General features: G+C 35.7%; 20 protein-coding genes. 9 read left to right on the forward strand and 11 right to left on the reverse strand.

Features of this window, described 5'->3' with window-relative positions; genetic code table 11:
- Positions 1-3: 3 nt before the first annotated feature.
- The gene (ribD, locus tag HH304_RS00550; protein ID WP_169677494.1) at positions 4-1,041 is read right to left on the reverse strand and encodes a bifunctional diaminohydroxyphosphoribosylaminopyrimidine deaminase/5-amino-6-(5-phosphoribosylamino)uracil reductase RibD; all 1,038 of its coding nucleotides are present in this window, start codon (positions 1,039-1,041) and stop codon (positions 4-6) included.
- 37 nt (positions 1,042-1,078) lie between these two features.
- Between ribD and prmC the strand changes: the two genes are divergently transcribed.
- Positions 1,079-1,936 (forward strand): peptide chain release factor N(5)-glutamine methyltransferase, encoded by an 858-nt coding sequence (gene prmC / locus HH304_RS00555; RefSeq protein WP_169677495.1) that lies wholly within the window; start codon positions 1,079-1,081, stop codon positions 1,934-1,936.
- Here the strand turns inward: prmC and HH304_RS00560 are convergent.
- On the reverse strand, positions 1,933-2,829 hold the full coding sequence (locus HH304_RS00560) for a DMT family transporter (RefSeq protein ID WP_169677496.1): 897 nt from the start codon (positions 2,827-2,829) through the stop codon (positions 1,933-1,935). The genes prmC and HH304_RS00560 overlap by 4 nt on opposite strands.
- Before the next feature lie 5 nt (positions 2,830-2,834).
- A complete protein-coding gene (gene dusB / locus HH304_RS00565; RefSeq protein ID WP_169677497.1) occupies positions 2,835-3,830 on the reverse strand; it encodes a tRNA dihydrouridine synthase DusB in 996 nt (331 codons plus the stop codon).
- A 35-nt stretch (positions 3,831-3,865) separates the two neighbouring features.
- Here dusB and HH304_RS00570 point away from each other — a divergent pair, with 35 nt between their 5' ends.
- The 4 genes from HH304_RS00570 to HH304_RS00585 all read left to right on the forward strand — a co-directional run bounded on the left by HH304_RS00570 (position 3,866) and on the right by HH304_RS00585 (position 7,858).
- Positions 3,866-4,828 (forward strand): CPBP family intramembrane glutamic endopeptidase, encoded by a 963-nt coding sequence (locus tag HH304_RS00570; protein ID WP_169677498.1) that lies wholly within the window; start codon positions 3,866-3,868, stop codon positions 4,826-4,828.
- Between the two features lie 87 nt (positions 4,829-4,915).
- A complete protein-coding gene (locus tag HH304_RS00575; RefSeq protein WP_169677499.1) occupies positions 4,916-5,746 on the forward strand; it encodes a phosphatidate cytidylyltransferase in 831 nt (276 codons plus the stop codon).
- Between the two features lie 82 nt (positions 5,747-5,828).
- Positions 5,829-7,103: a Glu/Leu/Phe/Val family dehydrogenase gene (locus tag HH304_RS00580; protein ID WP_169677500.1), complete on the forward strand. Its 1,275-nt coding sequence runs from the start codon at positions 5,829-5,831 to the stop codon at positions 7,101-7,103.
- 98 nt (positions 7,104-7,201) lie between these two features.
- Positions 7,202-7,858, forward strand: coding sequence for a phosphatidylserine decarboxylase family protein (locus HH304_RS00585; protein WP_169677501.1), 657 nt, complete (start codon positions 7,202-7,204; stop codon positions 7,856-7,858).
- Here the strand turns inward: HH304_RS00585 and HH304_RS00590 are convergent.
- From HH304_RS00590 to HH304_RS00605, 4 genes are all read right to left on the reverse strand, one after another.
- A complete protein-coding gene (locus HH304_RS00590) occupies positions 7,855-8,064 on the reverse strand; it encodes a hypothetical protein (RefSeq protein WP_169677502.1) in 210 nt (69 codons plus the stop codon). The genes HH304_RS00585 and HH304_RS00590 overlap by 4 nt on opposite strands.
- On the reverse strand, positions 8,057-8,611 hold the full coding sequence (lptC, locus tag HH304_RS00595; RefSeq protein WP_169677503.1) for an LPS export ABC transporter periplasmic protein LptC: 555 nt from the start codon (positions 8,609-8,611) through the stop codon (positions 8,057-8,059). Before lptC ends, HH304_RS00590 begins: the two co-directional genes overlap by 8 nt.
- A gap of 85 nt (positions 8,612-8,696) precedes the next feature.
- Positions 8,697-9,998 carry a tetratricopeptide repeat protein gene (locus HH304_RS00600; protein ID WP_169677504.1) on the reverse strand — a complete coding sequence of 434 codons (1,302 nt, stop codon included), beginning with the start codon at positions 9,996-9,998 and terminating at the stop codon, positions 8,697-8,699.
- Between the two features lie 12 nt (positions 9,999-10,010).
- Positions 10,011-11,297 carry a hypothetical protein gene (locus HH304_RS00605; RefSeq protein ID WP_169677505.1) on the reverse strand — a complete coding sequence of 429 codons (1,287 nt, stop codon included), beginning with the start codon at positions 11,295-11,297 and terminating at the stop codon, positions 10,011-10,013.
- A 143-nt stretch (positions 11,298-11,440) separates the two neighbouring features.
- Between HH304_RS00605 and HH304_RS00610 the strand changes: the two genes are divergently transcribed.
- From HH304_RS00610 to HH304_RS00620, 3 genes are all read left to right on the forward strand, one after another.
- Complete coding sequence (locus HH304_RS00610) at positions 11,441-12,523, forward strand: anhydro-N-acetylmuramic acid kinase (protein WP_169677506.1); 1,083 nt, start codon at positions 11,441-11,443, stop codon at positions 12,521-12,523.
- 63 nt (positions 12,524-12,586) lie between these two features.
- Positions 12,587-13,813 carry a Glu/Leu/Phe/Val dehydrogenase dimerization domain-containing protein gene (locus tag HH304_RS00615; RefSeq protein ID WP_169677507.1) on the forward strand — a complete coding sequence of 409 codons (1,227 nt, stop codon included), beginning with the start codon at positions 12,587-12,589 and terminating at the stop codon, positions 13,811-13,813.
- A 355-nt stretch (positions 13,814-14,168) separates the two neighbouring features.
- Complete coding sequence (locus HH304_RS00620; protein ID WP_169677879.1) at positions 14,169-15,587, forward strand: sodium:proton antiporter; 1,419 nt, start codon at positions 14,169-14,171, stop codon at positions 15,585-15,587.
- A gap of 76 nt (positions 15,588-15,663) precedes the next feature.
- Here HH304_RS00620 and HH304_RS00625 read toward each other — a convergent pair whose 3' ends face one another.
- The 4 genes from HH304_RS00625 to pdhA all read right to left on the reverse strand — a co-directional run bounded on the left by HH304_RS00625 (position 15,664) and on the right by pdhA (position 19,359).
- Positions 15,664-16,989, reverse strand: coding sequence for an aspartate kinase (locus HH304_RS00625; RefSeq protein ID WP_169677508.1), 1,326 nt, complete (start codon positions 16,987-16,989; stop codon positions 15,664-15,666).
- The gene (gene ribH, locus HH304_RS00630; RefSeq protein WP_169677509.1) at positions 16,989-17,477 is read right to left on the reverse strand and encodes a 6,7-dimethyl-8-ribityllumazine synthase; all 489 of its coding nucleotides are present in this window, start codon (positions 17,475-17,477) and stop codon (positions 16,989-16,991) included. Before ribH ends, HH304_RS00625 begins: the two co-directional genes overlap by 1 nt.
- Before the next feature lie 72 nt (positions 17,478-17,549).
- Positions 17,550-18,254 (reverse strand): tetratricopeptide repeat protein, encoded by a 705-nt coding sequence (locus tag HH304_RS00635; RefSeq protein WP_169677510.1) that lies wholly within the window; start codon positions 18,252-18,254, stop codon positions 17,550-17,552.
- A 70-nt stretch (positions 18,255-18,324) separates the two neighbouring features.
- Positions 18,325-19,359 carry a pyruvate dehydrogenase (acetyl-transferring) E1 component subunit alpha gene (gene pdhA / locus HH304_RS00640; protein ID WP_169677511.1) on the reverse strand — a complete coding sequence of 345 codons (1,035 nt, stop codon included), beginning with the start codon at positions 19,357-19,359 and terminating at the stop codon, positions 18,325-18,327.
- Positions 19,360-19,474: 115 nt separating this feature from the next.
- Between pdhA and recF the strand changes: the two genes are divergently transcribed.
- Positions 19,475-20,584: a DNA replication/repair protein RecF gene (recF, locus tag HH304_RS00645; protein ID WP_169677512.1), complete on the forward strand. Its 1,110-nt coding sequence runs from the start codon at positions 19,475-19,477 to the stop codon at positions 20,582-20,584.
- The last annotated feature ends 5 nt before the right edge of the window (positions 20,585-20,589 follow it).

Here is a 20,589-nt window from a genome sequence, read left to right on the forward strand (position 1 = left end):
AGCTCAATTATTTATCCAATGATGAACGATATCACCACTAATATGTTTCTCTTCTTTTAATATTTTTGATTCTGGCAAAACCGGTGCATTTATTCCTCTTCCAAATTTATTTGACGAATTAAAAACAATAGCTTCATCCCATTCTCCTGAATTGATCCAATTTTTTAACGTCTTACTTCCTCCTTCAATAAGACATGATTTCACTCCTGATTCAAATAGTTTTTGTGAAACCTCATTCGGATCTAAAGATTTAACCCTGACAAATCTGATATTACCGTCTAATTTATCTTCATGAAGATTAAAAATAATAGTTTGAGCCTCGTCATTAAAAATATTAAGAGACTCACCATATAGTTTATTTTCAGGGTCAAGGATAATTCTTACCGGATTCCTTCCAGGCCAGGATCTAGTTGTCAATGAAGGATTGTCATGAATAACTGTGTTGTAACCAACCAGAATCCCGTCAAGCTCGGCCCTCAATTTGTGGACTTGCTGCCTTGATAACTCATTACTAATCCATTTTGAATCAAAGTTTTCTCTTGCAACAAATCCATCTGCTGTTTGAGCCCATTTCAGAATAAAATAGGGCCTATTCTTAATCATATTTTTAAGAAAAACCCTGTTTTGGTATTTACATTCTTCTTCACAAACCCCAACCTCAACTTCAATTCCGGCATCTTCCAGTATTTTGATACCTCCTCCATTTACTTTTGGGTTCGGATCACTATGACCTATAACTACTCTCCCTACTTTTTCTTCAACTAGTCTGTTGGCACAGGGAGGGGTATTGCCAAAATGAGCGCAAGGCTCTAATGTAACATAAGCTGTGCTCCCAATGATTAATTCTTTATTAGTTACCGAGTTTAATGCATTAACTTCGGCATGGTCTTCACCAAACTTCTTGTGCCACCCTTCACCGATTATCAACCCATCTTTTACCAATACACAGCCTACAACTGGATTAGGACTTACATAACCTCTTCCAAACTCAGCCAGCTCAATGGCTCTCAGCATAAATTTTTTATCCTGCGATGCACTCATACTGTAAAAGTATAACTAATTGGCTTAATTTTGAATGATGGCAGAAACTAGTTCAAAGAAATTATACGAAGAAATAAATTCCACCCTCATTGAATATATAGAAATTCAAGAGGCTGGTTCATATGCATTTTTTATCCTGGAATATCTTTTTGGTCTTGAAAGAATTGATATCATGATGGATAAAAAGATAGAAGTTTCTACCCATAAAAAATCTGAATTGTCTGCCATTTATACTCGTGTAAAGGCTCATGAACCGATTCAATATATATTTGAAAGAGCATGGTTTTATGGACGAACGTTCAAAGTTGATAAACGAGTATTAATACCCAGAGGTGAAACCGAAGAGCTCGTTGATCTAATAATAAAGGAGCATGGTAATACACCTAACCTAAAAATAGCTGATTTTGGTACGGGATCAGGATGCATTCCTATTACATTGGCTCTTGAACTATACAAACCTGAAGTATATGGAATCGATTATGACCAGAATATTATTCAACTGGCTTTAATGAATGGTATGATTAATAAAGCTGATGTTGGGTTCATGGTTGCAGATATCCTTACTGATGATATTGACCTTCCTCAATTAGACATTATTGTGAGTAACCCTCCATATATCAGATTGTCTGAAAAGAAAGAAATGAAAGAAAATGTTCTGGATTATGAACCTGAAGAGGCATTATTTGTCCCGGATGAAGATCCTTTGATTTTCTATGAAAAAATAGCTGATCATGGCTTGAAACTACTTAAACCAGAAGGCTGGATCTATTTTGAAATAAATGAAGCACTGGGTGCTGAGGTTGAGTCTATGCTTTTCAATAAGGGATACAACCTCACTAAAATTATTCCTGATATTCACGGGAAAGATAGAATTGTTTCAGCACGAAAAAGTTAATTTAACTTTGGCTTTTTATTCACCAGGTAAACACCTCCCAGAATCCCGACCATTCCAATGTAATGGAGAAGATAAAGATTCTCTCCATCCCAAAGCCCCCAGATAATTGCAACAATTGGAATAAAATAGGTAACAGTTGATGTGAATACAGGTGAGGTAAGCTGAACCAGGTGATTAAAAATCACCAATGCAATTGCAGTACCTACGATCCCTAAAACACTAACCGAAAGTAAGGACCATTGAGCTTGTTCATTAGTCATTATATACTGAATGATTCCATCATTAGTAAAAATATAAATGACAGCAATCGGTAAAACGAAGGCCAATGACACAGAAGTTATGGTAACCGGATGTAAATGATAAAGTCTGGATTTAATGAAATTCAGATTGATTCCATAACAAAGTGTAGCTGCCATTACAAAAAAAGCATAACTATTAATAGTTACAGCTCCAGATTCCCCGGCAATAATCAAAAAGACACTTCCAATAAATCCCAATAACAGACCCAGCAACTGGGTTCTTAGTGCCTTCTTTTTCCATATTAATACACCAATTATTAAAGTAAACATCGGTGTTAATGCATTAAGGACTCCTGTAACACCACTGGAAATTCTGGTTTGAGCAATGGCAAAAAAGAATGCAGGTAAAAGTGTTCCGGTAAACCCAGGTACAAATAATGGAAGATAGTCTTTGGGTTTTACTTTCCTGAGATGAATCAAAGCAATGGGTAAAAGAACAATTCCGGCAGAAATGACCCTTAATGCTCCTACTTGAGGTGCATTAAAACCCAGAAGCGCCTTTTTAATCAAAATAAATGAACTTCCCCAAATCAGGGTTAGTATAACAAGCAACAGCCAGGGCATAGGCCCCGACGGCAATTGATCTTCCTTCATAAAAATCAGACTATGGGAACAGTCCCGGCAAACTCTTCGGCTATTCTGTCCAGTGTTTTAAGTACTTCTTGCGGATCATCAGACTCAACTAGTGTCTGTCTGAATGGTTTAAAATTGGGAATTCCCCTGAAATAATTAGTGTAATGTCTTCTCATTTCAAAAAGGCCCTTTTTTTCACCTTTCCATTCCAGAGAAAACTGCAAATGTTTTTTTGTGATGTCAACTCTTTGTTCCAAAGTTGGAGGAGGCAATAACTCACCTGTTTTCATATAATGTTTTATTTCATTAAAGATCCAGGGATAACCTATTGCTGCCCGACCAATCATTATTCCATCAACACCATACTTATTCTTATATTCAAGTGCTTTTTGCGGTGAGTCTATATCTCCATTTCCAAAAATAGGAATATGAATATCCGGATGATTTTTTACTTCGGCAATATGTGTCCAGTCTGCGACACCTTTATACATTTGTTTTCTTGTACGACCATGAATCGAAAGAGCTTGAACACCAACATCCTGAAGCCTTTTAGCAACCTCAACAATCTTGATTGTACTTTCATCCCATCCAAGTCGTGTTTTAACAGTTACCGGTTTATCAACCCTTTTAACTATCTCTTCTGTCATCTTCTGCATCTTTGGAATATCCAGAAGAATTCCGGCGCCGGCTCCTTTACAAGCAACTTTTTTTACAGGACACCCATAATTAATATCAATAATATCAGGATTAGCCTCTTCAGCAATTGCTGCTGCTTCCCTCATTGATTCAATCTTATCCCCAAATATCTGAATCCCAATTGGGCGTTCATAATCATAGATATCCAATTTCTCCACACTCTTAGCGGCATCACGAATAAGTCCTTCCGAAGAAATAAACTCTGTATACATGATATCTGCACCATTTTCTTTACAAACTGCACGAAACGGCGGGTCGCTAACATCCTCCATTGGGGCTAACAATAATGGAAACCCCTCTAATTCCAATGATCCTATCTTTATCAAGGTATTTTCAATTTTTGCCGTAAATTTACGCGATTATGAATTATCTGGAAAACGAAAATATTGATAATAAGGTTATTTCTCCTTTGAAATACTTTTTTGACTTCTTCACATTATTGTGTTTTGTCATAGGTGGTATGCTATTAATTGGCCCCATAATAGGCATAATAATGGCAGGAATTTACGCTTCATTTGCCGGTGTTGACTCTCAATCATTAATTGAAGGAATACTAAGTGGCGACCTAAGCAATACCCCAAAAACAATTTTAATGCTTATTCAAGCTGGTGCGGCATTAGGAGCATTCGTTGTGGCTCCATGGATTTTCATCAGACTTTTCGAAAAAAAACGACTTAGAGACTATTGGCGAACAGAGATAAACCTTCCGTTAGCTCTTTTGGTTTCAGGAGTAATTGTAATTGTCTTTATGATTGTAGATTCAGTAATTATCGAATGGAATCAAAACATTACTTTTCCTGGTTTTCTTGAAGGATTTGAAACCTGGGCCAAAAACAAAGAAAATGAGCTGGCCGACATGACCGAATTATTGACCACTTTTGATTCGATAGGAGAGTTTATACTTGGATTTCTTGTTATAGCTGTATTAGCAGCAATAGGAGAAGAAATAGTTTTCAGGGGCTTAATGCAAAACCAGCTTGCCGGATTTTTCAAAAACCCACATGTAGGGATATTTCTGGCAGCATTCATATTTTCAGCAATACACTTACAGTTTTATGGTTTCTTTCCGAGGTTTCTGTTAGGGCTTTTATTTGGATATTTATATTTATGGAGTGGTACACTGTGGGTTCCGGTCGTAGCACATTTAGTAAATAATGGTTTTACATTAATAATGGTTTACCTTCATCAGGAAGAATTAACTGAAGCAAATATAGCTGAAGCAGAATCGGCTCCATGGTATGCGGTTGTTATTGCACTAATCGTATTAATCGCCCTATTAAAATATTTCAGAGAAAGGTTTTATCTTACAAAAACTGACATTTGATTGCAGAGTCATACTGCGATATGTATTTTGGCGGAATTAATACTAAACTATCGATCAGGCCACCGATTATAATTTTAATTTTAAAAGATGACCCAAATTTTAAGTAAATACAGCAACCTCACACAAAGAATTATTGTTGCTTTGATTGGAGGTATTGGTCTGATCGGGGCGATTATTTACTCTCCATACACATTCTTTATCGTATTCTTTTTTATATGCATGTTTAGCATGCTTGAGTTTTACAAACTAGTCGGACTTGATGGCTATATTCCTTTAAAATCTTTTGGCACAGCTATAGGTTTATTTTTATTCACGGCAAGTTTTCTTGTTTCGATGAAGGTAGTTCCTTCAACCATTTTCTTTTTGGTTGGTCCTTTTGGAAGTATGGCATTCTTTATTAAACTCTATAAAAAAGGAGAGAAAAAACCTTTCACAAATATTGCATTTACCTTTCTGGGCATATTATATGTGAGCTTACCGTTTGCGCTGTTAAACCTTGGGGTTATCAGGGACGGGGAATATAGCTGGCAAATTATACTTGGTATTCTATTAATGCATTGGGCTAATGATTCAGGAGCCTATTTTGCTGGAACCAAATTTGGAAAAACAAAATTATTTGAACGTGTCTCACCTAAGAAATCCTGGGAAGGAAGCATAGGAGGCACACTAACTACCCTTGCATTAGCGTTTGTGTTGGGAGAATATTTCACGGACCTCAGACACTGGGAGTGGTTAGTTATGTCTGCGATTGTGGTTATTGCCGGTACTTATGGCGACCTAATCGAATCATTATTAAAAAGAAGCATGGAAATTAAAGACTCGGGCAGTACAATTCCGGGTCATGGAGGATTTCTAGACAGGTTTGACGGATTGTTACTTTCAGCCCCTTTTCTTGTCGCTTTTTTAAGAATAATTTAAAAGACATTAGGAAATCTAAAAAAAAGATTAATTTTGTCGCATAGTCATTTAAAACGATTGCAAAACACAAATTTTTTTTCCTATGGGATACATCGAACCGGCTCCGATTAAGGACAAGGAAAATCCTTTCGAGTCGATGATGTCGCGATTTAATATTGCGGCTGATGCATTAGGACTGGACGAAGAAGTATACAACGTACTGAAATCTCCGGCCAAACAGGTAACGGTTTCATTGCCTATCACCATGGATGATGGTTCAATCAAAGTGTTTGAAGGACACCGAGTGGTTCATTCAAACATTCTGGGACCTTCAAAAGGTGGTATTAGGTATGATATGGATGTCAACATTGATGAAGTCAAAGCTCTTGCAGCCTGGATGACCTGGAAATGTGCTGTTGTAGATATTCCTTATGGTGGAGCCAAGGGTGGTATCAAATGTGATCCAAGATCAATGTCTGCAGGTGAGATCGAGCGTCTTACCAGAGCATTTACTGCTCAAATGGCAGAGATTTTTGGACCTGACAGAGATATTCCTGCTCCTGATATGGGGACAGGACCTAGAGAAATGGCTTGGCTAATGGATGAATACTCTAAAATTCAGGGTATGACCGTTAATGCAGTTGTAACTGGAAAACCTCTAGTTTTAGGAGGTTCTTTAGGAAGAACTGAAGCTACGGGTCGTGGAGTTATGGTTTCGGCGCTTGCTGCCATGGGTAAAATTGGATTAATACCTTCTCAGGCTACTTGTGCTATTCAAGGTTTTGGAAACGTAGGTTCATGGGCTGCTAAATTACTTGCTGAACGAGGTGTAAAGGTTGTTGCGGTAAGTGACCTTTCAGGTGCTTACGTAAACAAAAATGGTCTTGATATCGACGAATGTATTGAGTACCGTAACATGAATAACGGCACATTAGAAGGATATAAAAATGCTGACCAAATACCTGGTGATGATATTTTAGTTCTTGATGTTGATGTTTTAGTACCGGCAGCAAAAGAAGATGTTATCACAGTAAACAATGTTGAAAAGATAAAAGCAAAGCTTATTGTTGAAGGAGCTAATGGCCCAACATCTGCAAAAGCTGATGCTATCATCAACGAAAAAGGAATTATGGTTGCTCCAGATATTCTTGCTAACGCAGGTGGTGTAACTGTTTCTTATTTTGAGTGGGTTCAAAACCGATTAGGTTACAAATGGACTGCCGAAAGGGTAAACAGACGCTCAGATAGGATCATGAAAGATGCTTTTGACAGAGTTTACAAAACTTCGAAAGAATATAATGTTCCTTTAAGAATTGCTGCTTATATACTTGCTATCGATAAGGTCGCCAAGACTTATAAGTATCGCGGAGGATTCTAATACAAAAAAAATATTACATTAAAGTGCGGTTTTACCCGCACTTTTTTTTTGCTTAAAACTATTCGACTATTTTTGTACCAGATTTTAAACAACATCAAATGACCATTCACAAAGAAGGACGTGTGTTATTAATAGCGATGCTATTAATTTTAACAGGAATCAATTTATTGGTTTATTATTTTGCAGGTCAGTCCGACTATGCATTACCATTATCAATCACTGCATCTGTTATAATATTTCTATTAGTCCTGCAGTTTTTCCGAAGCCCTAAATTTCCAATTGATATTAACTCAAAGCATGTAATAGCTCCGGCTGATGGAAAAGTTGTTGTGATTGAGGATACGGTTGAACAAGAATATCTAAAAGATAAAAGAAAGCAGGTTTCAATATTTATGTCACCAGTAAATGTGCACGTTAATAGAAACCCTGTATCAGGTATCGTTAGTTATTTCAAATATCACCCTGGAAAATATCTTGTTGCTTGGCATCCAAAGTCAAGCCTTGAAAATGAGAGAACAACTATTGCTATTAAAATGGAATCTGGTCTTGAAGTAGTGTTTAGACAAGTTGCAGGAGCAATGGCCAGACGTATCAAATGGTATGTTAAAGAAGGCGATAAGGTAAACCAGGGAGATGAATTCGGGTTTATTAAGTTTGGATCAAGAGTAGACATTTATCTCCCTCTTGACGCAGACATCAAAGTCAACATAGGTCAAAAGACAAAAGGAGGGCGAACAATTATTGCTGAAGTTTAATTTTCGTTTTTTCGTTGGTATCGGCTCCATAAAATCAATCCAAAAGAGATCATAAACAGCCAATAACTACCAACGAACCCATTAGTAAAGACTTCAAAAAGGCCAATTAAAAAAAAGCCAATAGCAAGAAAAAATAAAATAGAGGCAAGAGTAACATTACTTTTGCCTTTTTTATTTGACTCTGTATCTTTATTTACTTTACTCATTTACTTCAAATTCTCCAATTGGTCGCAATATTCTGTATTTTGTAAAACTTTGGTTACTGGAAAGCCCTTCTCCATGAAGTACTTCAGTTGGAGTACGAATCACAACTGCACGATGTGTATAAATTGAATCACTCCCTGGCAACCAATTTAATTCTTCTGTTCGCAAAGTTTCATTCTCTTCCAAATTCGTAACAATTACATTACCCGTTACAGTATAAAGGTTTTCCTCCTTGACATATTTTCCTTCATTTGCTGATAGGGTAGATGCTAGAATCCCTTTATCCCCTTCATCCTCATAAAACTCAATAAACAATGGGCCCGGAAAATCTCTGTCTCCATTAAAATGATCAACTTGCTTACTTGCCCGAATTGTAAAAAGGATTTTACCTGAATCTGAATAGACAGTATACATACTATCAATTTCAGCTTGAGGACCCGTATATTGTTGCTCTTTAAGCTTATTACTTTTTTCTTCCATATCGCCACATGCTGAAATAAATATTACAACAAGTGCAGCAGAAAAATATTTAACCAAGTATCTATTCATAAATCTAATTGTAGCCTAAAGATAATAAAAATAAAAAAAGCGGCTTGTGATTAACTCAAGCCGCTTTGTATATATTTTAGTATAATTAGTCTCTAGTTCTAAGAGTAACTGACTTTCCAACCCAGCAGCCTAACTGCATAGAATCTCCAACCTTCTTACCCTCTACGAACAACTCTTCTTTAGATGGGAATTGTTCTTTAGCTTTAGACATTCCTCCCGAGTTTCCTGCTTTCTGATACATTTCGTATGCTGCTAAGAATACCAATCTATCATAAACTCTTGACTTACCTTCTTTACAATTTTCATAGCTACCATAGTAAAGGTCACCAATGAAAGTATAAGCTTCAGAAGAAAGGCTAGGGTCTGCAGATACTGCCTGAGTTGCATAATTTCTAGCAGCTGACTTATTACCTTTTCTTGCATTCATTTTTGCAAGCTTTAAATAAACTTCACCTTTTTTCAGGTTATCGTCACTCATTTCAAGTGCACGCTGATAATTTTCTTCAGCACAAGCATAATCATCATTCTGCAAACACTTAGCTGCAATAAACATTGCAAGACCTGGCTGAGGATTATTTGTCATGATTGTTTGTGCTGCTCTTGATACTAAATCTGAATTTAAGCACTCAAATTTAAATCCAAGCTTGAATATGTTTTCAGCTAACCCAATATCATTAGGATTTTGCTCAAACTTTGGTCCAAAAGTGTTTTCAATCATATCGCAGTCAATATCAATTGTAGCTACGAATAATTTGAATACATATTCTTCAGGTTTAGACATATCTTCACCTGCTGCCTTCTTTGCATCTATTACACTTTGAATATTATCATAAACAGCGATTACATCTTCAGGAGACATATTATCTTTATTTGTTAGATAATATCTTCTAGTAGCATCCATGTAAAATGTTAAGTTCGCATTGTAGATATCATTTCCAGCAAAACCATAAAGATCCTGATATCCTTTGAATAAAAATTCATACTTATCCTTATCGTTTTTATAATAATTGTAAGCATCATACATTTTTCTATTCAAGATATCCTCAGTTTTTCCACAAAGCTCAGCACGTTTGTCATACAATAACATTACTGAATCTTTGTAAACATCAACTTTTGATGGATCATCAGGGTTACTAACTAAATTATCGTACAACTTTACTCCATTGGCATAAATAGAGTAATGTAAACTAGGTACGTTTTTTAGTAACCAAAATAATGGGGCTTTAGCATTTTTGTAATCATCTGCCCTTAAATAATCTGAATAAAGTGCGTTTTTCTCTTGCGCTTTCGATTTGTCTTCTGGCCAGTTCCATTCATTACAGTCAACTTGTGCGAAAGTTACTGTACTAACAAGGGCCAAAACCAACAATAAAACATTCTTCTTCATAATGCATACAGTTTAATTATACCACGGTGCTTTTTCCCACCGTTTACCATTGAAGGTTGCTCCAATTGTTATTGAAAAATATTGTTCTTTTAATACGTTATCACTTAAACTACCTCGACTCCCGTATCCAAGAACCAAATTAATAACTGAAGCATTCTTAACTGGTAAATGGAATCCAAGATTCATGCCAAACTCATCAAGACCTTGATTATTAAGGTTATATGGAGTTTTCTTATAAAACCCTCCCAAGCGATAGGTAATTCGCTTTAGATAGCTTTCAATGTTTGTAGCATCTGGAGTAAAAGCACCTCCTATAGCAAATTTACTACTATTTCTTAAAATATCCTGTCCATCATTACGATTATAGGCACTCCACTTGTCAAATGTAGCATCAAAACCAACTGACCAATGATTATATCCTGCCTTAAGTTTTCGCAAACCAACACCAAAACCAACTTGTTGTGGCAATATTTGAGTACCCTTAGTATCCAAAATTGTATCCGCATCAACTGTGGTCCCTGTTAATGTTTCCCTTCTGAATGTAGATAAATATTTGGTTTTAACTTTTGTTTCTGGTGTGTATACAGCTCCGAAATTCAAAAAGGTATTTTTATCTAATTCCAGATCATAGCCAACCCCAAAATCAAAATTGAAATCTGACACATTCCTTCGGTCTGCAATCTTAATAACATACCTTGAAATCAAAGTATCACTATCTCCAACATACTGACCTGAGGTTCTGGATGTAGCACCAAAAAAATAATTAAATCTTATTCCCAGGTATACATTTTTATATTGAAACCCCTGAGCAATAAATACTTTTCCTATACCACCTTCTCCATCAGACAATCTGTTTAAATTGATTCCCTCTTCATTTGGCACATCACCTGTAGCTAGAAAATCATAATTAACAACACTGTATGGACTTAAGCCTACGGACAAATTCCAGTAATTTAATTTTAACGGCACACCAAACGTAAGGTATCTCACTGACCCATTTATTGGTGAAGTGCTTCCTAAAGAAGATTCAATCGTCCTTCTTTCTCCAGAAATAGCAGCTTCAAATGTTGATAGCTTATTGAATGGTAACCAGGCCGGATTGACATTATTCAAATGAACAAAGCTTGGTAGGCCAATACCTACTCCTCCCATTGACTGATTATGACTGAGTGAATTATCCATCACCTCTCCAACACCATATGATGTGTATGGAGAATTTAAAACTTGCGCATTTAGCGATGGAAGGCCTACTAATATAAAGGCCAATAGCAAAATATACTTGTTAAAAACTAACTTCATGTAAACCTTATCTCTTTAGATTTTAGGTTAAGAGCCTACAAAGATGTCCTCTTTTATCCGAGTATCAAAAAAAAATTACATTCTATTTTGCCTGATTCGAATCTATTACAATAGTTTTATAAAAAATTAACATTCCTTTAACCATGCATAAAACTTCTTCCTCTCTTTATTATTCATTAGGGGTGATGTCCGGAACCTCGCTTGATGGCGTTGATTTGTGCCTATCAAAATTTATGATACAATCAGGAAGGTGGGAATTTGAAATATTAAAATCAGAAACAATACCTTATAATTTAAACTGGAAAGAAAAACTATCTTCAGCAATATCTCTTTCTTGGTCAGATTTACTTACTCTGGATTTTGAATACGGAAACTTTTTGGGAACATTAATAAGTGATTTTTGTGAAAAGCATCAAATTAAACCACAAATTATCGGCTCTCACGGACATACTGTCCATCATAAACCTGAGCTAGGTTATACTATCCAAATAGGAAATGGAAATTGCATTGCAAAAATCACAGGGGTAGACACAGTATTTGATTTTAGGAGTAAAGATGTAAGCCTTAAAGGTCAAGGAGCTCCTTTAGTTCCTATTGGAGATCAATTACTTTTCCCTGAATATAAATGCTGCATCAATTTAGGTGGCTTTGCAAACCTATCGGTAAAATCGACAAAGCATGATATTATAGCGTATGATATATGTGCCTTAAATGTTGTATTAAATTATTTATCAAGTAAAGACAACAAGGAATATGATGAAGATGGAATAATGGCCTCAAAAGGAAATTTAATTCCTGAATTATATGAAAAATTAAATAAAATACCTTTTTACAAATCCAGACCTCCAAAATCACTAGGAATAGAATGGGTAAACGAAAATATATTTCCAATCATAAATAATTTTTTACCCACGCATAAATTATTTGACATCATCAACACCTATACTACCCATGCGGCAAATGAAATATCAAAGGCTTTACCGCCTAATAATCATTGCTTAATAACTGGAGGCGGGGCATACAATAAGTATTTAATATCAACACTCAGTGATTATTATAATGGTGAAATAATCATACCCGATGACAAACTTATATCTTTTAAAGAAGCCTTAATTTTCGCCTTTCTGGGCGTTTTACGGATTAGAAATGAAGTAAATGTGTTGGCTTCTGTAACTGGAGCGAAAGAAAACAGTGTGTCGGGATTGATTGCCAGAAAATCAAAATGAGATGACAATTTTTTAAAATATTTTATTTTGTAAATTGCGCCAACTTAAAAACAACTTAACTCAATGAAAGATTTATTAAAGCAATTTGAAAACAAAACCCCGGAAATTGTTTTTGAATGGAAAGACTCAGAAACTGAGGCTGAAGGATGGGTAGTAATCAACTCACTTCGAGGGGGAGCAGCAGGTGGTGGAACCAGAATGCGACCGGGACTTGATAAAAGAGAAGTTGAGTCTTTAGCAAAAACAATGGAGATTAAATTCACTGTTTCAGGACCAAATATTGGTGGAGCCAAGTCAGGAATTAATTTTGACCCAAAAGACCCAAGAAAAAATGACGTGCTTAAAAGATGGTACAAAGCAGTTTTTCCTTTATTAAAGAATTATTACGGAACTGGCGGGGATCTAAATGTTGATGAAATACATGAAGTAATTCCAATTACTGAAGGTTATGGTTTATGGCATCCACAAGAAGGTATTGTTAATGGCCACTTTAACCCAACAGAGCCAGAAAAAATCAAAAAGCTTGGTCAATTAAGACAAGGAGTTTCAAAAGTTCTTGAAGATATCAACTTCACAATTACCGGAGATTATAAATATACAGTAGCTGATATGATCACAGGATTTGGTGTTGCTGAATCAGTAAAGCATTACTATGATCTTTGGGGAGGAAATATTGGTGAAAAAAGAGCTGTAATCCAAGGCTGGGGTAACGTTGCTGGTGCAGCAGCTTTGTTCCTTGCAAAAATGGGTGTTAAAATTGTGGGAATCATCGATCGTGAAGGCGGATTAATGAGCGAAACGGGTTTTGATCTTGAAGAAGTAAAAAAACTTTTCATTTCAAGAGATGGTAATAAGCTAAATGCAGATAATATGATCCCTTATGACGAAATCAATGAAAAAGTATGGGATCTTGGAGCTGAAATATTCATTCCTGCAGCTGCATCTAGATTAATTAGCCAGGAGCAAGTTGAAAAAATGGTTAATACTAAATTAGAAGTTATTTCATCTGGAGCTAATGTTCCATTTAAGGATAATGAAATCTTCTTTGGGCCAACAATGGAATATGCAGATAGCCATATTGCCTTAATTCCTGATTTCATTGCTAACTGTGGAATGGCGAGAGTTTTTGCTTATTTGATGAGTGATGAAGCAACTATGACAGACGAAGCAATATTTGAAGACACCTCAAATACTATCAAGATTGCAATGGAAGAAATATATAAAACGCATAAAGAAAAAACAGGGATTTCAGAAGCAGCATTTGAAGTTGCTCTAAAGAAACTTGTATAATTTTTATCATCTTATTTTGAAACCGGCCTCTGTGCCGGTTTTTTATTTCATTTTTCCAAGAAAGAATTACAAATACAAAGCATTATACTGATAATGTATGTAAACTCTATGATTCATTTTGTAAATTTAAGCACACTAGATAATTGCAGTCCTTCTTTAGGACTTTTTTCTTTAGTAACAATGGCCAATTGAATTTAAGTTAATGGATCAAGACAATAATCGCATTTCGACGAGAGTTATTTTATTCCTATTTTTATTTTTTATACCCCTTTTCAATCAACTTTCAGCTAATGAAAGTAAAAATGAAAAGACTGCAACATCCATTGAATCTGTAGCTTCGAACAGTCTAGAGGTTATGAATCAGGACCAACATGAACAGCAGGCAGGTCATTCTGACAATGGTGAAGGAGAGCATAATTCTGAAGCTTCCGAACATGGTCAAACACCTCCTGGATGGTCCGTAATGCCATTTATTATTTTGCTACTAATGATAGCAACCGGCCCATTATTCTATGAGCATTTTTGGCACAAAAATTATCCTAAAATTGCTGTAATTCTTGCATCGATTGTTGTACTATATTATTTATTTGGTTTACACAACCAGCATGGCCCGGTACATGCGTTCTTTGAATATTTTCAATTTATTGCACTTTTAGCCTCTCTATACATAGCTTCAGGAGGAATCCACATAGATATTGATAAAAAATCGTCACCGATGGCAAACTCTATTTTATTAATCTGTGGAGCAGTCATTGCAAACCTAATTGGAACAACTGGAGCTTCAATGCTTCTGATAAGACCTTTCATGAGGCTTAATAAACATAGAATCAAGGCATACCATATCATATTTTTTATCTTTGTAGTTTCCAATGTAGGAGGATCTTTAACTCCAATTGGTGACCCACCATTATTCCTTGGGTTTCTGAAAGGTGTTCCCTTCCAATGGACTGTTATTCATAACTTCTTCCCTTGGTTATTTGGCATCCTTGTTTTGACTTTGATCTTTTATTTCTTCGATAAAAACAATAAGGATATCTTAGATGAGGATGAGTTACAAACTGAGTTTACCAATAAAATCAAAATAACCGGTGTAAAAAACTTTGGCTGGCTGGCAGTTGTCATAGTATCTGTTTTTATTGATCCAAATGTATTTGACTGGGTGCCGGCAATTGATTACCATGGTCAAAGGTTTTCATTTATCAGAGAATTAATCATGCTTTCAGTCGCATATATGTCATTTAGATTTGCAGATAAAGAAGCAATTAAAAATAACGACTTTAGTTTCGAACCTATACGAGAAGTAGCCTTCATATTTATCGGGATTTTCGGCACTATGATGCCAGCATTGGAGCTGGTAAGTGAATTTGCCAAATCTCCGGAAGGAGCAGCACTAATCTCTCAAAATACATTATACTGGGGAACTGGTGCCCTGTCTGGATTTCTTGACAATGCGCCTACCTATTTAAATTTCCTTGCAGCTTCAATGGCCTCTCAAGGTGCAGACATTAACTCTATTAGTGAAGTGGTAGAATATGCAACAGGAGATACCTACCCGCATTCACAATTATACTTAAAAGCGATTTCTGTTGCAGCAGTATTCTTTGGTGCCATGACATATATAGGTAACGGACCAAACTTCATGGTTAAATCAATAGCAGAACAAGTAGGTTTAAAAATGCCATCATTTTTCGGATACATCATCCGTTTTTCGATCCCATTTTTATTACCGACTATCATCCTAACATGGTTGATCTTTTTCTTGTTCGCAAAATAATTAGAACCTTTGTTTCATAATAAATAAAAAGCCTGTTCAGACTGAACAGGCTTTCTCTTTTGGAAATTATTTATTTTTATACTTCCTCAAGTTGAAACACATCTCTATTCAGACATTGAAGAGCATTAACTTTATATTGTGAGTTAATTAGTACAGAAATATTATGACGACTACCTCCGTAACTAATCATTCTTACAGGAATTTCTGTTAAACTATCAAAAACTTGCTTTACAATACCTGGACGATCACTCACAAAATCTCCAACAAGACAAATAATTGATTGGTTAGTATCGATCTCAATTGTTCCAAAAGGTTCAAGCTCCTCTTTTATTTTACTAAGATTTGTATCATCATCAATTGTTAAAGAGACCGCCACCTCACTAGTAGTAATCATATCAACAGGCGTCTTATATTTCTCAAAGACTTCAAAAATCTTTCTTAAGAAACCATATGCAAGAAGCATTCTTGTTGACTTTATCTTAATCGCAGTAATCCCATCTTTTGCAGCTACAGCTTTTATCCCTGTATCTTGCTCCTTACTTGTAATGATTGTACCTCGGGCTTCAGGCTGCATTGTGTTTAGTAATCTAACTGGCACATCGTATTTTTGTGCAGGAAGAATAGATGCAGGATGAAGAATTTTAGCACCAAAATATGCCAACTCTGCAGCTTCGTTAAAAGATAGCTCAGATATAGAAACAGTTTTTTTAACCACTCTTGGGTCATTGTTGTGCATCCCATCAATATCAGTCCAAATTTGAACCTCACTGGCCTCAAGAGCAGCACCTATCAAAGATGCACTGTAATCACTTCCTCCTCTTTTAAGGTTATCAACTTCGCCTTTTTCATTTTTACAAATGAATCCCTGAGTTATATATAAGCCTCCAGGAATGGTAAAATCCTTAATAGGGAAATTTTGAGCAATGTGAGGTATGTCTGGCTCATCGTCCTCATTAATTCTCATGAAATCCAGAGCATTTAGCCATTGTCCGGAAAGTCCTTTTTGGTTAAGAAGCTCAACAAATAATTTTGTACTTATAAGCTCACCCTGTGCTAAAAGCTCTTTACTTAAACCTTCATTAAACGAAAGGTTAATAGCTGAAGATAAGAGAGTAAAGTGCTCATCTATAATTGATTTACCTTTAGCTTTTAATTCATCAGATTGTAATAATTCATCAACAAAAGCATCATACTTAGCTTTAAGTTCATCAACTAAGGTGCGAGCAGAGTTTTTATCGCCTGACTTTAAATACTCTCCTAATTGAACTAAACTATTTGTTGTACCTGAAACAGCAGATAGAACTACTACTTTAGGTTCATCATCTGATGAAATTATCGAAGCCACCTGATTCATTCTCTCAGGACTTCCGACTGATGTACCTCCAAATTTTAAAATTTTCATTATAATGATTCTTTTAGACCTAACATTTTCATTGCAGTAATAGCAGCTTCATCACCCTTATTACCATGTTTTCCACCTGCTCTATCAAGAGCTTGTTTCATATTATCAGGAGTTAACACTCCAAAAATTACAGGCTTATTGTATTTCAACCCTACATTAGTAATTCCATTCGCTACTGCATCACATATGAAATCAAAGTGCCTTGTTTCACCTTGAATCACACACCCTAAACAAATTACCGCATCAACATCCTCAATTTCAGCCATCCATTGTGCACCAAGCGTCAACTCATAACTTCCCGGAACATATCGTTTGACTATGTTTTCCTTTTTCACCCCGTTTTGAATCAGCGTTTCATACGCCCCTTCATAAAGAGCTTCTGTTATTGTGTCGTTCCACTCCGAAACAACTATTGCATACACCTTATCTTGTGCACCAGAAAGGTTCTTTGATGAATAATCACTTAAACTTTTTAATGATGTTGCCATAATTTCAAATGAAAAAGGGGATGAGCCTTACGCCTCATCCCCTTGTTATAATTTATAATAATTATTTACAGTTTAATTGGAGGCCATGGCATCTAAACGAGCCTTGTGTTTTCGAGCTTCCGTAATCTTTTTGTATTTAGGGTAATCAGCAACGATTGCTGAATAAATTTCAGCAGCTTTACTTGTGTTACCAGCCATTTCGTATGCCATAGCAGCCTGCATTAAATAATCAGGAGACATAACATTATCATCAGAGTTAGCTGCTGCTTCAAACAATGCTGCTGCTTCTGAATAGTTACCCTTTTCAAGATATGCATCACCTAAAAGGCTTTTTGAAAATGCAGGAGACAATAAATCATCATTTGAATATGCTTCAAGATGATCAATTGCTTTATCATATTCACCTTGCTTTAAATAGATTGCACCAGCATAATAATTAGCCAGGTTAGCTGCATCAGTACCTGAATAATCATCTATAATATCAAGAAATCCTGAATTAACTGTTGTTCCTTCTAATGCTAATGAAAGACTATCATTTTCAAACCAATATTGAGCCTGAAACATCTCTTCCTGAGCTTTGTCATTTTGGTTTCCAGTGTAGTAGTTATAACCTACAATTCCAGCTACTATTAAAACTAATGCTGCAGCTGCTCCAAATACAAGAGTTGAATTGTTTCTTAAAAACTTCTCTGCTGATGATAAGCTCTCCTGTATTGCTTCAGGGTTTTCCAACAGCTCTGTTCCTTCGTCGTGCTTATGTTGTTTATTCTTAGCCATTCTATAAAAAATTGAACTCCAAAGTTAGTGGAAATTACTTTTCCACAAATAAGTATTTTGTTTTTTTTAATTAATCTTCAATAAAAGGGTAATCAGGTTGTACGTAAACATCATCGAAAGCCTCTGATGGGTCTGGCCAATCAGAATTTTCTGAGAAATCTACACACTCTTTTACCTGAGCTTTTATTTTATTTTCTATTTCTTTAAGATCTTCTTCTGAAGCAAATTTGTTATCAAGGATTACCTTCCTAACCTGCTCGATTGGATCTCTGTCTTTATATTCCTGAACCTCTTCTTTAGTTCTGTATTTTGCCGGGTCACTCATTGAGTGTCCTTTATATCGATAAGTCCTGAATTCTAAAAGTGTTGGTCCATCGCCTTTTCTAGCTCTTTCTGCAGCTTCAGCAACAGCATAATGAACTTCCTCGACAGACATTGCATCAACGGCTTTAGAAGGCATACTATATGCTTCACCTAATTGATACAGTTCTGTTACGTTTGAGGTTCTTTTAACTGAAGTCCCCATGGCATATCCATTATTTTCAATAACGAAGATTGCCGGTAACTTCATTGTCATCGCCATATTAAGTGCTTCGTGAAATGCACCTTGTCTTACAGCTCCGTCACCCATGTAGGTGATACTCAAAAGATCAGTACCTTTATATTGCTCAGCAAATGCAAGACCAGCGCCTAAAGGAATTTGGCCTCCAACAATACCATGCCCGCCATAGAAATGATTTTCTACATCAAACATGTGCATTGATCCACCTTTTCCTTTAACTATTCCGGTTTTCTTTCCATATAACTCAGCCATAATAGCTTTTGGGTCTGAACCTAAGGCAATTGGGTGAGCGTGATCTCTATAAGCAGTTATATATTTATCTCCTCTTTTCAGTGCAGAAACTGAACCAGCTACACAAGCCTCCTGACCGATATATAAATGGCAAAATCCTCTGATCTTTTGTTGACCATACAATCGGCCTGCCATTTCTTCAAACCGCCTCATGAATAACATACTCTCAAACCACTCCAGGTATTGCTCCTTACTGAAGTTGGCCTTTGAAGCAGCTTTGCTTTTATTCGCCTTTGTTTTTGATGTAGCCATAATCTGTGATTTATTGCTTAATATTGGGTTGCAAATATACACTTTAACTGCATTTTTCAATAATAATAATGTGTGTTTTAGCAGTTCAACAATACATATTGCATCAAATATTATTATGATTTTAAAGGAGATCAGCCTTTTTAATTTTAAAAATTACGAACAAGCCAGGGTATCTTTTGGCCCGGGGTTTAATGGTATTTATGGTTCTAATGGCGAAGGTAAAACTAATCTGCTTGATGCAATTTACTTTCTATGCTTCACCAAGAGCGCTTTTTTAAATAATGATAGCGATCTTATAAACCATGGACAATCATTCAATTTGGTTAAGGGAACCTTCCAATTTGAAGATAAAATTAATGAAGTTTCCGGTGGTATAGAAAAAGGTCCGAAAAAGACATTCTCGGAAAATTCTTCAAAATACGAAAAGCTTAGCGATCATATCGGAGAATATCCTGCTGTAATGGTATCGCCATATGACATGACACTCATCAGGGAAGGCAGTGAGGAAAGACGAAAATTCATTGATGGGTTATTATCTCAAATTGACAGAAACTACCTCACTAACATATTGAAGTATCGGAAAATTCTCAAACAGCGTAATGCGATCTTAAAGCAGTTTGATGAGTCTGGGTTTTCTGACCCTCACCTTATTGAACCCTACACGATTGAACTTCTTAAAACAGGTAAAGAGATATATTCGAAAAGAAAGGAACTAATAACTACACTTTACCCAGTAATTGAAGAGCAATACGCTATCTTAACTAATAATAAAGAGAATATTTCAATCCGATATCGGTCTGACTATGATAAAGAAGACTTTGAGTCGTTATTTTATAAACAGTTTCAAAAAGAGGTTATTGTAGGACGAACTTTGATGGGAATTCACAAAGATGAGCTTGTCTTTTATATGAACGAAAAACCTTTAAAAAAGCTGGGATCTCAAGGGCAGCAAAAATCATTTTTGATAGCATTGAAATTGGCTCAATACAAAATCATTAAAGAAAAGAAAGGGTACAATCCAATTTTACTACTTGATGACATTTATGACAAACTTGATGATGAACGAATCAAAGGACTAATTGAATTACTGGCTAGTGATAATTATGGGCAGGTATTTATATCTGATGCAAGACCAGAAAGATCTGCCAAACTAATGGAAAACATTAAAGAATCATCCAGATTATTTATTGTAAATTCAGGTGAAATTACTGAAATGAAATCCTGAGTTCA

The sequence above is a fragment of the Marinigracilibium pacificum genome (genome assembly GCF_012926615.1).
In the GTDB taxonomy this organism is placed as follows: domain Bacteria; phylum Bacteroidota; class Bacteroidia; order Cytophagales; family Cyclobacteriaceae; genus Mangrovivirga; species Mangrovivirga pacifica.